This window comes from Gammaproteobacteria bacterium (assembly GCA_029880545.1).
Lineage (GTDB): Bacteria > Pseudomonadota > Gammaproteobacteria > Acidiferrobacterales > SZUA-150 > JAOUOD01.
This window is the reverse complement of record JAOUOD010000001.1, coordinates 402,174-415,456: the sequence shown is the minus strand read 5'-3', so window position 1 is coordinate 415,456 and position 13,283 is coordinate 402,174. Positions and strand designations below refer to the sequence as shown.

11 protein-coding genes are annotated in these 13,283 nt (G+C 53.4%); 6 read left to right on the top strand and 5 right to left on the bottom strand.

Annotated elements, in window-relative coordinates; all coding sequences use genetic code 11:
* Positions 1 to 199 precede the first annotated feature (199 nt).
* Positions 200 to 1,543 (top strand): alpha/beta hydrolase, encoded by a 1,344-nt coding sequence (locus tag OEZ10_01895; protein ID MDH5631726.1) that lies wholly within the window; start codon positions 200 to 202, stop codon positions 1,541 to 1,543.
* Positions 1,544 to 1,731: 188 nt separating this feature from the next.
* A complete protein-coding gene (locus OEZ10_01890; GenBank protein ID MDH5631725.1) occupies positions 1,732 to 2,058 on the top strand; it encodes a sel1 repeat family protein in 327 nt (108 codons plus the stop codon).
* Between the two features lie 72 nt (positions 2,059 to 2,130).
* Here OEZ10_01890 and OEZ10_01885 read toward each other — a convergent pair whose 3' ends face one another.
* The gene (locus OEZ10_01885; GenBank protein ID MDH5631724.1) at positions 2,131 to 2,331 is read right to left on the bottom strand and encodes a DUF2788 domain-containing protein; all 201 of its coding nucleotides are present in this window, start codon (positions 2,329 to 2,331) and stop codon (positions 2,131 to 2,133) included.
* Positions 2,332 to 2,404: 73 nt separating this feature from the next.
* Entirely contained in the window at positions 2,405 to 2,770 is a 366-nt protein-coding gene (locus OEZ10_01880; GenBank protein MDH5631723.1) for a hypothetical protein, read from the bottom strand.
* Between the two features lie 175 nt (positions 2,771 to 2,945).
* Between OEZ10_01880 and OEZ10_01875 the strand changes: the two genes are divergently transcribed.
* The 3 genes from OEZ10_01875 to OEZ10_01865 all read left to right on the top strand — a co-directional run bounded on the left by OEZ10_01875 (position 2,946) and on the right by OEZ10_01865 (position 7,495).
* Complete coding sequence (locus OEZ10_01875) at positions 2,946 to 5,912, top strand: insulinase family protein (protein ID MDH5631722.1); 2,967 nt, start codon at positions 2,946 to 2,948, stop codon at positions 5,910 to 5,912.
* Positions 5,913 to 5,923: 11 nt separating this feature from the next.
* Positions 5,924 to 6,295, top strand: a complete 372-nt coding sequence (locus OEZ10_01870) for a PilZ domain-containing protein (protein MDH5631721.1) — start codon at positions 5,924 to 5,926, stop codon at positions 6,293 to 6,295.
* A gap of 372 nt (positions 6,296 to 6,667) precedes the next feature.
* Positions 6,668 to 7,495, top strand: coding sequence for a phosphate/phosphite/phosphonate ABC transporter substrate-binding protein (locus tag OEZ10_01865; protein MDH5631720.1), 828 nt, complete (start codon positions 6,668 to 6,670; stop codon positions 7,493 to 7,495).
* 88 nt (positions 7,496 to 7,583) lie between these two features.
* Here the strand turns inward: OEZ10_01865 and OEZ10_01860 are convergent, their stop codons facing one another.
* Positions 7,584 to 7,742: a hypothetical protein gene (locus OEZ10_01860; GenBank protein MDH5631719.1), complete on the bottom strand. Its 159-nt coding sequence runs from the start codon at positions 7,740 to 7,742 to the stop codon at positions 7,584 to 7,586.
* A 314-nt stretch (positions 7,743 to 8,056) separates the two neighbouring features.
* Between OEZ10_01860 and OEZ10_01855 the strand changes: the two genes are divergently transcribed.
* Positions 8,057 to 9,253 carry an ammonium transporter gene (locus OEZ10_01855; GenBank protein MDH5631718.1) on the top strand — a complete coding sequence of 399 codons (1,197 nt, stop codon included), beginning with the start codon at positions 8,057 to 8,059 and terminating at the stop codon, positions 9,251 to 9,253.
* A 75-nt stretch (positions 9,254 to 9,328) separates the two neighbouring features.
* Here OEZ10_01855 and arsJ read toward each other — a convergent pair whose 3' ends face one another.
* Positions 9,329 to 10,576 carry an organoarsenical effux MFS transporter ArsJ gene (gene arsJ / locus OEZ10_01850; protein ID MDH5631717.1) on the bottom strand — a complete coding sequence of 416 codons (1,248 nt, stop codon included), beginning with the start codon at positions 10,574 to 10,576 and terminating at the stop codon, positions 9,329 to 9,331.
* 7 nt (positions 10,577 to 10,583) lie between these two features.
* Complete coding sequence (locus OEZ10_01845; protein ID MDH5631716.1) at positions 10,584 to 13,271, bottom strand: HAD-IC family P-type ATPase; 2,688 nt, start codon at positions 13,269 to 13,271, stop codon at positions 10,584 to 10,586.
* Between the last annotated feature and the right edge of the window lie 12 nt (positions 13,272 to 13,283).

The following is a 13,283-nucleotide window of genomic DNA, read 5'->3' as shown; positions in this document are numbered from 1 at the left end:
CACTTCGCCCGAAAACGGGCATTACTGTGGCACAATCAATGGCTCAATTACCAATTTTAATAACGAAAATCGGGAAGTTTCATCCTTAATGCGCCAACCATTCAAAATCCAGCTGCTCCAAGCGCTGCTAGCCCTCATCCTTGCCGGCCTGGCATCCTGGTCCACAGCCGGCTCCGGGTCGGCCGACCGGGTACGGCAAATGACCGAGCCGGTCTTTGGCAGCAAGATATTTGTTGACGAATACGGCATCGACAACAAAAACGTAGCCATCCTGGTCCACGGCCTGGGAGACGCCGGTGCCGCGGACTGGGCCAAGCTGGCACCGCGGCTTGCCAGGCGCTTTCACCTTGTTGTCCCGGATTTGCCCGGCTTTGGCCGCTCTGAAAAAGGCAACAAGCAGTACTCACCGGATTATTACAGCCAAATGCTGGATTGGCTGATCCGGGAATACAGCCCGGATCAGCCAGTTACCCTGATCGGCCACTCCATGGGCGGCGCTATCTCGGTACTGCATGCCGGCAAATATCCGGAGCAGGTGGAAAAACTGGTCGTCATTGATGCTGCCGGAATCCTGCATCGCACCCTGATCACCAAGTACATGACGAAAGTCGATAGCGACGGTTTTTTGCGCGGGCTGATCAAACCGGCTATCCGGGGCGTTAATGCCGTTACCGGCAAGCTCATTGGTGCAGTTGAAACCCGCAAGACCCCGGAAGAACTCCAGCGGATCCTGGCGCGACCCGATTTACGGCAAAAATACCTGGACGGTGATCCGGGCCGAATCTCGGCCGTCGCCCTGATCACAACGGACTTCAGCGAAGCGCTGGAGCAGGTGCGCGCACCGAGCCTGGTGATCTGGGGCCGCGACGACAAGGTTGCGCCCTTGCGCACCGGTTACACGCTGGCCAATAACCTGCCACAAAGTCGATTCCGGATAATCGATTACGCCGGCCATGCACCCATAAATACCAAGCCGCAAGATGTTGCCAGGCTGATACTGGATTACCTGGATGACAGCCAGGGTGACAGTCACGGCGCAGACGCGAATGCGGTCAGCCACAGCAGCCCGGCCCGGTGCACGAAAGAATCCAATGTGCGCTATACCGGGAATTTCAGGCACATGATAATACGCGGATGCAAGCAGGTCACAATCGAAAATGCCACGGTTGAGTCCATCGAAATCCGCAACAGTCATGTCACGATTCGGAACAGCATCATCAGCGGAAGCGATATTGGTATCAACATGATTAACGGCCACTTGTATATAGAAAACAGCAACATCGCCGCATCCGATATTGGCCTGAAAACCTGGAGCGCCAACGTCACCGTCTCCGGCGCCCGGATCGAGGCGGCTACGGCAGTTTACAGCCTGGGCAGCAACCTGGACCTGGCCGGTGCCAACCTGCTGGGAACTCGTGAAGCACTGAAAATTGTCCGGCACCGAGTTGACGACGTACTGTTCTCGGCATCCCGTACGCGTAGCCCCAACGGCAAACATTACCTGCACGGAATTCACAAGATACGCCGTAACGCGCCGCTATAGCTCATCAATATGTGAACCGACTCATATTTTTTACCCGTAACCCGACAAATTCGACTGAATGTGAACCGGTTCACAACGCCTGCCAACACGATCGTCTATAAATTGCGCATCCGACGAGGACATGAACTTTCGGGTACAGAGCAACAATGCCGACCCGCTGCACGAAGCTGAATTTTAAGGAGAGACCAATGAGCATACGGAAAATTATCAGCGCAGCTGTGCTGTTGCTTGTGACCGCGCCTGTTTTTGCCGCCGACGGATTTGAAGACGGGCTGCGTTATTACGTATCCGGCAAAACTGACAGTGCGCTGGCCATTTGGCGTCCGCTGGCCGAAGGCGGCCATGCCAATGCCCAGTTCCATCTTGGCAATATGTATGACAAGGGCGAAGGCGTCGTTCAGAATACAAATGAAGCAATGAAGTGGTATTCCCTGGCCGCTTCCCAGGGTCACCAGACTGCCAGCTACCGCGTGCACGTCATGGAACTGGACAAGCGCCGTACTGCCCATCGCTAAGTCCTGGCCTGGAGTTAAACAAAAAACGCCCCGTACGGGGCGTTTTTTGTTTCAACCAGTTCATGCAGCTGATCAAAGACCCATAAACTCCACCAGGATATGCTTGGCTACAAAACCGACAAAACCGAGACCGAGAGCAAAAAACAATACGAAATAGCCAAATCGCCCGGCCTCTGATTCCTTGCCGAGCCGGTAGATTATATAAAGCATGTACAAAATGAGGGCAGACAGGCCCAGGGTGAGGGACCAATCCTCAAACTGCTGAATCGTCATTGCAAATGCTCCGGAACGCGGCCGCCGAGTATAATATTAGAGAATCCTAATATCCAGATCGGCTCCAGCCGTGCTAGCGCGATGCTGGTGGCTTAACGTCAAAATCCGCCTGGACACCAATTTTCTGGGCTTCCCATTTTCGCTCATTGTCAGATGGCGTCACTATTCGGGGGCCGGGAGCAACCAACCCTGAAGAACGGAATTTCAGTGAGCCCAGTAACTGGGCGGCATAATCATCGTCTACCATTTCGGGTCGTGCACTACCGGGGGATTCTTCGGGAACCTGGTGCACCACGACGAACGACCGGATGTCGCGGGATTGACAATGCGGGCAAGGGGGAAGCCCGACAGGCGGCGTACCTGACAACAAGTCAACCTGGTCTTCAAGCCGACAATCAAAATCATGGCCGGCTGCACAGGTAATGCGTCCGATATACATGATTGCGTTCCGTCAATAAATACCGATCACGCCCATTAAACGCCTGTCTGTGACCGAATTCAAGGGTGAAGTCCGGCACTTCCGTGATCCGCAAGCCACCAGCAAGCGTGGGCTTTGTTGCGCCCGCGTGAATGCTACACTTGCGCCAACCCAGGCAAACCCGGAATGGAGCAACATGACACACGCAGCAACCCAGGTTGACCAGCAGGCCGGCAACCAAGATGACACCCTGTCTCGACACCCGGCCTTTGAATTTATTCGCCGACAACACATCCAGGCGCTAAACCTGGATGTCGAGGAGTATCGACACCGCAAAACCGGTGCCAGTCACTACCACCTCGCCGCGGACAATCCCGAGAATGTTTTTCTGGTTGCACTGCGAACTGTACCGACAGATTCGACCGGGGTCGCACACATACTCGAGCACACGGCGCTTTGTGGCAGCGAACGCTTCCCGGTTCGCGATCCATTTTTCATGATGATTCGTCGCTCGCTCAATACGTTTATGAACGCTTTCACCAGCAGTGACTGGACTGCCTACCCGTTTGCCAGCCAGAACCGCAAGGACTTCTTCAACCTGCTGGATGTCTATCTTGACGCAGTATTTTTCTCGCGCCTTGACCAGCTTGATTTTGCCCAGGAAGGGCATCGGGTGGAATTCGAAACGGTCAACGATCCGGATACACCGCTGGTGTACAAAGGCGTGGTGTTTAACGAGATGAAGGGTGCCATGAGTTCGCCGGTCACGACCTTGTGGCAAACGCTGACCGAAAAACTGTTTCCGACCACAACCTATCACTACAACAGTGGTGGCGATCCTGAACACATACCGGACCTGTCATACGAAGAACTGAAAGCATTCTACGACGTACATTACCATCCGACCAATGCCGTTTTCATGACCTACGGGGACATCCCGGCCCATGAACACCATCGTATTTTTGAAGACCGGGCGCTATCGCGCTTTGAGCGCCTGGACCGGCAAATCCGGGTCAACAACGAACAGCGTTTTGACAAACCCGTCACGGTCGAAAGCCATTACGCACTTGACGAAACCGATGCACAGGGAGACAAGACTCATATCGTTATCGGCTGGCTGCTGGGAAACAATACCGATCCTTATGAACTGATGAAAGCACACCTGCTTTCCAGTGTTCTGCTGGATAATGGCGCATCACCTCTCAGGTATGCACTTGAAACCACGGAACTTGGCAGCGCGCCGTCTCCGCTGTGCGGTCTCGAAGATTCCAATCACGAAATGAGTTTCGTCTGCGGTCTTGAAGGCAGCTCCGAAACCAATGCCGATGCTGTCGAAACGCTGGTTATGGATGTACTGAACAATGTAGTAACCCGCGGTATTGATCAACAGCAGGTGGACGCGGTATTGCATCAACTTGAACTCGGTCAACGGGAAGTTGGAGGTGATGGCTATCCGTACGGGTTGCAATTGATTCTCGAAGGTTTGCCCGCCGCGGTTCATCACGGTGACCCGGTGGCACTGATGGATATCGAACCGGTTCTTGCGCGCCTGCATGACGATATCAAGAACCCGCAGTTTATTCCGGAGATGGTCAGGGAACTGTTACTGAACAATCGTCATCGCGTTCGATTGTGCATGAGTCCGGACACATTACTTGCCGAGAAAAAATCACTGGCCGAGAAACTCCGGCTCGAACAGATCAAGTCCGCGCTGAAGAATGATGAAAAGAAACGCATTGTTGACCTGGCCCACGCATTACAGCAACGCCAGCAGATGGAAGATGATCCTTCGATTCTTCCGAAGGTCGGTATCGAGGATATCCCGGAACATATTCACTCTGTCCAGTTCAACCGGTCCGGCAATACCGTACCGGTGAACTTTTCCGCCCAGGGCACCAACGGGCTCGTTTACCAGCAATGGATTGCAGACTTGCCGGAATTACCCGAAACACTGCTGCCATTAATGCCAGTGTATCTTCGCTGCCTGACCGAGGTTGGTGTTGGTGACCGCGACTACCTTCAAACCCAGGTATGGCAGGATACGGTTTCCGGTGGCATCTCCGCCAGCACCAATATTCGTGGCCAGTTAGACAGGGCAGACAGGCTCAGGGCCGATTTTATTTTCTCCGGCAAGGCTCTAAGTCGTAATCATGCCGCGCTCACCGAGTTGATGCGCGAAACCCTTGAGGCGCCACGGTTTGATGAACAACAACGTATTCGTGAAATCATCAACCAGTCACGCGCACGTGCCGAACAAAGTGTAACCGGTAACGGTCATGGTCTCGCCATGTCTGCCGCCTGCCAGAACATGAGCCCGGGTGCACAACTGGCGCACAGGCTTCGCGGCCTGCAAGGCATACGCTCCATAAAGAAACTGGATGACGATCTTGGCGACAGCAACAAGCTGTCCGAGCTCTGCACCTCGTTGTCAGGACTGCACCAAACGATTACGGACCAGACTGGCCAGATGTTGTTGATAGCCGAAGCCCAGTACCAAGATGAATACATTGCAACATTGACGAAACAATGGACTGCAAAAACTGGCCGGAAAATTGACTCTTCGTTCAACTGCCAGGCAGGCAACGGGGCTGTTCGACAAATGTGGCTGACCAGCACCCAGGTAAATTTTTGTGCGCGCGCCTATGTCACGGTCCCGGCTGGTCACGATGACAGCGCGGCCTTGGCGGTACTGGGCGGTTTCCTGCGTAACGGCTACCTGCATCGGGCAATCCGGGAACAGGGCGGCGCTTACGGTGGTGGTGCCGGTCAGGACAGCGATAACGCCTGCTTCCGCTTCTTTTCCTATCGCGATCCTCGCCTCGCCGAAACGCTTGAAGACTTTGATCATTCCGTTGACTGGCTGCTGGGCAAGGATCACGAGTGGCGACTGGTCGAGGAAGCAATCCTTGGAGTCATCAGCAATATCGACAAGCCAGGCTCACCGGCGGGTGACGCCAAGCGCACTTTTCATAATGCCCTGCATGGCCGAACCCATGACCAGCGTGAGGCCTTTCGCCAGAAAATTATTGGCGTAACGCTAAAGGATTTGCAACGAGTGGGCGAAAAATACCTTAGACCGGAATGTGCAAGCACAGCGGTTATTACCCATAAAGGCAACCTGCCCCAGGCTCAGCCTATGGGACTGGAACCAATGGAACTGTAGGCAACAATACCATGCCGAATAAAAGAGAATTTACCCGGGTCAGTCCGGTTTTTGGCGTCAAGCTTATAGCCAAAGGCCGGGTTATTCGCGACATACATACGGTTAACATCAGCCTGGGCGGCGCCCTGCTTGGAGTTGACGAACCGATAGAAATTGATACTGATTGTGACTTTGAACTGGCACTGAACAGTCACCCGACGACAATAAGCATACGCGCCACCGGCAAAACTGTACGTCGTGATGAAGAAGGCCTGGCGATCCGCTTCGAGCGGATTGACGTGGATAGCTTCCGGCACCTGGAACAGCTGGTCCTGCAAAATTCTCGTGATCCACAACAGGTACAACTCGAAATAAATACTCACGCCGGGATTATGTCGCATTAAACCTGGTCCACACATAACCGGATATTTATTATACAAATCGTTTTATTGTTGTTGCTCGCGCATCCAGGGCCATAAAAACGGTCCGACCCATTTGCTCCGAGAGAAACACAAATAATCCCTATAAATAACGTTCCAACCAGTTTCCCCGGTACGATAGCTACCCGCATGTAAGGCAACATTCAGACAATCGTCAGAATATTGCTGCCTTTACAGCAAGACTTAATCAACAATTTTGGAATAAACCCCGGCCAAACATGCGTCTATACAGGCATAGAAAATCATTAATTTGTGTCTAGACTAGATTTAGGTGTACCAAAACTTCTATCAGCATAACTATAAAACAACAAGTCACACCACCGAGAGGAGCCAACAATGAAGATAATCTGGATATATGCTTCATTATTATATTCAATATTTGCGTTGCTCGGGCCAAGCATTGCCCATGCGTCAGAACAATATGTTTTTTCCGCACCGCCCAGGGGTAATGCATTAGAAGAAAGTCAGACCTACGAGCCCATCGCACGTTACCTTACCAGGGTATTGGGCAAACCCGTTGCATACAAACATCCTGGTGACTGGCTCAGCTACCAGACCGATATGCGTGCCGGCGCTTATGACCTGGTATTTGATGGTCCGCACTTTGCCGCCTGGCGTATCAAGCGCATTGAGCACCAACCTCTTGTCGTGCTACCGGGTAAATTGTCATTCAGCGTTTTTACCAAATCAAATGAGAAGCGCATCAAAAACATTAATGATCTTGGAGGTCGCACGGTTTGTGGCATGGCACCACCCAATCTCGCCACACTGTCCGTATATGATGCGTTTCGCGAAACACCACTAAGGCAACCGCTCATTATAACCGTGAACAGTTTTCAGAACGGTTATCAATCAGTCGCACAGGGCAAGTGCGCTGCCGGCGTCATGCGCGACAAACTGTTCGGGAAACTGGACAAGGACAAGCACATGCGCGTGATCCACACGACCAAGGGGTTCGCTAACCAGGGCTTCACTGCAGGGCCACGAATAACGCCACAAGACCGGGTACGCATTATTGAGGCTTTGCTGGATCCTGCGAGCTTCAAGGAAACCAGTCCGTTTCAGAAGCGGTTTAATAAAGGCGGGAAACTGTTGCAACGCGCGTCCCTGGAAGAGTACGAAGGCCTGGAACACTTGCTCGACAGCAGTTGGGGATTCCGCTAGTTGACGGGTTTTACGGGGCGCCGAATTCAGCGCCCCGTCTTCATTCCAGGCAACCGGGGATCAGTATTACAGACAGGCATCAGGGCAATCAGGCGGCATTGGCCATTTTCCTGGCCACCCGGTGCATACGCGCATTATAGATACCACGCAACAGCCACTGGGCGTCCTTATCGAGCCACCGGGACAAAGTCATGATTGCGCGCCTGTGGTTATTCATACTGCGATAGTAAGTAAATTCACGATCCATTGTTTTCGTCGCTCCGTTTCTTTTTCTTGCTTTGTACCGCCACGCCCACCAGCAAAACAGGAACCAGTTCACATATCAGACGTTTCACCGGGCCATCAGCTTGACAATTTTCCGTGCAATAACCGGCGAACATTTGTGAAAAACAGGCTCTTGCACCATCTTCGGGCGCCAAAACAGCGCAGTGCGCTCAATTGGTGCGATTTTCCATCCCGCTGGCCCAACATAAATCCCTAAGTATATGGTTTTTAACAACAATTTCTGATGGCACGGTCCCTGCTAAACGAAGCAACAATATATTTGCAAGGGGATGACCAATGGATGTTTTGAAATCAGGTACTGACACTCTATTTGTCTTGTTGGGCGCCATCATGGTCCTGGCCATGCACGCCGGCTTTGCGTTTCTGGAAGTCGGGACTGTGCGTGGGAAAAACCAGGTCAACGCATTGGTGAAAATCATTACGGACTTTGCCATGTCAACAGTCGCCTATTTTCTCGTCGGATATGGCATCGCCTACGGCATTGATTTTTTTGCTGATGCCAAAACCCTGGCCAGCCAGAACGGCTACCAGCTGGTGAAATTCTTTTTTCTGCTGACCTTTGCTGCCGCCATACCGGCGATAATTTCCGGCGGCATCGCCGAACGTGCCCGGTTTTACCCACAGCTGCTTGCCACCGCCATACTGGTCGGGCTTGTCTACCCCTTGTTCGAAGGCATGACCTGGAACAACAAGTTTGGCATGCAGGACTGGATTCAGCAGATGTTCGGGGTCCCGTTTCATGATTTTGCCGGCTCCGTAGTGGTCCATGCCATGGGTGGTTGGCTGGCCCTGGGCGCCGTCATCCTGCTAGGCGCGCGAAAAGGCCGATACAATAAGGAAGGCCAAGTGGCAGCTCACCCGCCTTCCAGCATTCCGTTCCTGGCATTGGGCGCCTGGATCCTGACCGTGGGCTGGTTTGGTTTCAACGTAATGTCCGCCCAGGCCATCGACGGTATCAGCGGCCTGGTGGCGGTTAATTCGCTGATGGCCATGGTGGGCGGCATTCTCGCCTCGTTACTGGCAGGCAGGAATGACCCGGGCTTTATTCACAACGGTCCACTGGCCGGCTTGGTGGCTGTCTGCGCCGGGTCAGACATCATGCACCCGATTGGTGCATTCCTGACTGGTGGAATTGCCGGCGCCTTGTTCGTCTGGGCATTCACGCTTACCCAGAACAAGTGGAAAATTGATGACGTGCTGGGTGTGTGGCCACTGCACGGCTTGTGCGGCGCATGGGGCGGTATTGCTGCTGGCATCTTCGGCCTGCAGGCGCTGGGCGGAATGGGTGGAGTCAGCTTTGGCGCCCAGGCTCTCGGTACAATCATAGGCGTTACCATTGCAACCGCCGGCGGATTTATCGTTTATGGTGCCATCAAGGCTGCAATTGGTCTGCGCCTGAGCCAGGAAGACGAATTTAACGGCGCCGACCTGAGCATTCACAAGATCGCGGCGTCACCGGAGTACGATCGCTAACAGAAACGACATCTTCTGAAATCGACTGGTCGCATCAATCCGATCAAGGCGATCACCCAAAGGGTGGTCGCCTTTTCAGTTTCTCCGGGAAACCTGGTCAAACTGATCAGGCTGCCTGCTTTCTATAACTCGAAGCCGTAAAGACAGCACGGCTGACACGACCAACATCATTGTCGCCGTCGCGAGGCAGCCGTTAATACCTTGCCAATAGTATGCGGCGCCGGATAACAGGGTTCCGATCAGTCGCCCGGCAGCATTGGCCATATAATAGAAACCGACATTCAATGTCACGTTGTCACTATCTGAATAGGCCAGCACCAGGAACGAATGGATTGCCGAGTTAACCGCAAACAATGCTGCGAATGCCGTCAGCCCGGCCAGGATTACGGTCAACGCGTCCAGCCCGGTATTCAACATGATTACAATGACCAGTGTGAGCAAGGTCAACGCTGATATCCACGCCAGCGATGTTCCGGCACCAGGCGTCCTGTCACGAAACAGCCACGACGTCGAAGCCTGGACAATTCCATAGCCGATTACCCATGCCGCCATGAACGATCCGACTTGTGCAGCCGTCCAGCCCTGGCCATTAACCAGGTATAACGGCAAGCCCACGGCAAACCAGGCGTCACGGGAACCAAACAAAAACAGGCGCGCCCACGACAATGAATTGATCAACGGGCTCTTTGAAAAAAGCGAACTGAATCGTGGCTTAGTTTTTACCCTGCCGACAGCAGTCGGCAATGCCATTGCGTACAGTAATGCGGCCATCAACATTGCCGACAATATCCACAGGCTGCCGACAAATCCCGCGAAAGTTAACAACATGCCACCGACGAAAAAACCGGCTCCTTTTAATGCGTTCTTTGACCCAGTCAGCACCGCTACCCAGTGATACAGCTGTCCCCCGGCTTCCCCGCTGACCAGCCGCACGCCACTCTTGGCGCTCATCTTTGTCAGGTCCTTGGCGATTCCGGACAGCGCCTGGGCAATCATCACGTAGGTAATCGATACGGATATTACCCAGCCAGGGTCAAGCATCGAAAGCATCATGAGCGCAATAACCTGCAACGCCAGGCCGGTCAGCAAGGTGCTTCGGATACCAAGGCGGGCCGCAACCCAGCCACCGACAAGATTGGATACCATGCCGAAAAACTCGTACAACAGGAACAGCATGGCCACCTGGAACGCGTTATAGCCAATACCATGAAAATGCAAAAGCACCAGCATGCGCAGCGCGCCGTCACTCAGGGTAAATGCCCAGTACGCTACGGTGACTATGATATAGTTTTTCAGGCTGGATAAATTCTTTTCTTGTTGCATGCTTCGCTCAGGAATTGCGCCGGCGCAATACTATCTTGTGGGCTTCCATCAATACAACCAGGCCAACTGCAACAACCAGCAGGGCAAGCCATGATTTCAGGCTCACCGGCTGAACATCCAGCACTTTGTTGATTCCCGGCACATACATTGCGCCGATATGGACAAGCTGCGCCATGGCCGTACCAATCAACAATAACGGGTTACTGAACAGACTATAAGACGCCAGCGAGCGTGATTCCGACCTGGCGTTGAGTACCTGGACATTTTCAAACAAAACCATCAACAACAGTGCAAAATTGCGGGACTGCTCGACTGTATAACCACTGTCCAGAAGTGTTTTGTACATGATGAATGCACACACCGCCATATAGGATGCAGACAACAGGGTTCGCTCAATCATTACCCGGTTAAACACGGACTCTTTCGGTGAACGTGGTGGCTTTTTCATTTCATCGCCCTCCGCTTTTTCAAAAGCGAGGCCGACATGCTGGATACCTTCGGTAACAAGGTTGAGCCACAGCAGTTGTACGGCAGTAAATGGTAACGGTAACCCGGCCAGCAGCGCCGCTAGAAACATGATCACTTCTGCCATACCGGTGGAGACCAGCAGAAATACAACCTTGCGCACGTTATTGTAGGCTACGCGTCCCTGCCGGATGCCCTCGACAAGAGAGGCGAAGTTATCATCGGTCAGCACCAGCTCTGCTGACTCCCTGGCAACATCGGTACCCTTTCTGCCCATGGCAACGCCCACGTGCGCGGTTCGCAGTGCCGGCGCATCATTGGCGCCGTCTCCTGTTACCGCGACATAGTGACCCTTTCTACTCAACACCTTGACAATATCGAGCTTGTCTACCGGATCAACACGGGCAAAAACATCCGTTTCAGTAATGACGTTCTCATATTCATTAACGTCAGCACTCTTCAGGTGATGCAATTGACGACCTGTAATGACTTTTGCTTCGCCTTCTGTCATTCCCAGTTGACGGGCTATGGCTTCGGCGGTACCAGGATGATCACCGGTAACCATTACCACCCTGATCCCGGCACTGTGACATTGCGCGATAGCCTGCCGCGCTTCAGGCCGAGGTGGATCGATCATTCCGACAAGCCCGAGAAAACACATACCGCGCAATTCTTTTTCTTCAATCACATCTGCAGAACTATCGGCCTGCGCCAGTGCCAGCACCCGGTATCCCTGTCCTGCCAACGTGTTTGCTGCCTGTTCAACCTGCTGCTGATCGAGATCAATCATTCCCGATACATCCAGCATGGTTGTACACATATCCAGGACTCGCTCGACAGCGCCTTTTACCAATACCTGGTTGCGGCCGTTCCTGCGATGCAGCGTTGCCGCAAACCGGTTCTCCGGTTCAAACGGAATACTGCCAAGGCGTTCAAACCGGGTTGCGATTTCGCCGGGCTCAAAGCCGGCTTTTTTGGCCAATACCAGCAAGGCAATGTCCACCGGGTCCCCGGTTGCACGAGCATCTCCTCCGGACCACGTAATACTGGCGTCATTACAAAGCGCTGCTGCGCGTGACAGTTCCAGCACGACATCGCCGACTCCTGCCAAGGCATCCGGCTGAAGACGAATCTCGCCGTCAGGCGACAGTCCTTCGCCTGAAACATCCAGTTCTGTATTACCAGGCAATAACAATCGCTTGACGGTCATTTCATTTACCGTCAGCGTGCCGGTCTTGTCTGAGGCTATACAGGTACAGGAGCCCAGTGTCTCCGCCGCCACCAGGCGACGAACAATTACATTTGATTTGGCCATTCGGCGCATGCCAACGCTTAATGCGACGGTAATAGCCACTGGCAAGCCTTCCGGTATTGCTGCAACTGCCAGGGCAATGGTTACCAGCAGAACATTCAGAATATCTTTTTGCTGAATTGCCGCGATTGCAACCATCAACACGACAACAAAAACATAGGCAAAACCAATGCGCCGCGTAAGCTGCTCCATGCGCCGGATCAGCGGCGGCGTTTCCCGCTCACCGCGGCTGACAACATCAGCAATGGCGCCGAGCTGCGTTGTCATTCCGGTTGCGGTAACCAGGACTTCGCTGCGACCACGCAAGATGATGGTTCCGGCAAACACCATGTTGGACTGATCTGCCAGTGTCGCTTCGATATCACCAATGACTTGCGCGAACTTGTCCTGGGATAGCGACTCACCGGTCAACAATGACTGGTCAACCTCCAGTGCTACCGAGGTCATGACACGGGCATCAGCAGGCACCCTGTCACCGGATTCCAGCAAGACGATGTCACCAGGGACCAGTTGCTCTACCGGTAGCTCACGAACACTGCCGTTACGACGTACACGGGTAACCGACGCCAGGATCTGCTGCAGGGATTGTGCACTTTTTTCTGCCTGGTACTCCTGAACCGTTCCAATGACTGCATTGAACAACAGCACAACGGCAATAAACCCGGCGTCAATCAATTCACCAACAAACACGGATAACGCGGCTGCCGCTAACAGGATGTAGATCAGGGGGTTTTTGAATTGGCGAACGAAAATCCTGCCGATTGACGCAGGCCTTGCCACCGGCAAACGGTTAAATCCGACCTGCTCCAGGCGTCGACCGGCTTCAGGGTCGTCCAGTCCGTTTTCAGACACACGCAACTCTGCCAGGATGTCCGCAACATCCCGGGTATGAGGCAAACCAGGCGCATGCCATGTCATGCAAACATTATT

Bases quoted from the DNA above. Each gene is read 5' to 3' on its own strand.
- OEZ10_01875 (MDH5631722.1), top strand. From the start codon at position 2,946: ATGACACACGCAGCAACCCAGGTTGACCAGCAGGCCGGCAACCAAGAT.
- OEZ10_01895 (MDH5631726.1), top strand. From the start codon at position 200: ATGACCGAGCCGGTCTTTGGCAGCAAGATATTTGTTGACGAATACGGC.
- OEZ10_01855 (MDH5631718.1), top strand. From the start codon at position 8,057: ATGGATGTTTTGAAATCAGGTACTGACACTCTATTTGTCTTGTTGGGC.
- OEZ10_01870 (MDH5631721.1), top strand. From the start codon at position 5,924: ATGCCGAATAAAAGAGAATTTACCCGGGTCAGTCCGGTTTTTGGCGTC.
- arsJ (MDH5631717.1), bottom strand. From the start codon at position 10,576: ATGCAACAAGAAAAGAATTTATCCAGCCTGAAAAACTATATCATAGTC.
- OEZ10_01885 (MDH5631724.1), bottom strand. From the start codon at position 2,331: ATGACGATTCAGCAGTTTGAGGATTGGTCCCTCACCCTGGGCCTGTCT.
- OEZ10_01845 (MDH5631716.1), bottom strand. From the start codon at position 13,271: ATGACATGGCATGCGCCTGGTTTGCCTCATACCCGGGATGTTGCGGAC.
- OEZ10_01890 (MDH5631725.1), top strand. From the start codon at position 1,732: ATGAGCATACGGAAAATTATCAGCGCAGCTGTGCTGTTGCTTGTGACC.
- OEZ10_01860 (MDH5631719.1), bottom strand. From the start codon at position 7,742: ATGGATCGTGAATTTACTTACTATCGCAGTATGAATAACCACAGGCGC.
- OEZ10_01865 (MDH5631720.1), top strand. From the start codon at position 6,668: ATGAAGATAATCTGGATATATGCTTCATTATTATATTCAATATTTGCG.
- OEZ10_01880 (MDH5631723.1), bottom strand. From the start codon at position 2,770: ATGTATATCGGACGCATTACCTGTGCAGCCGGCCATGATTTTGATTGT.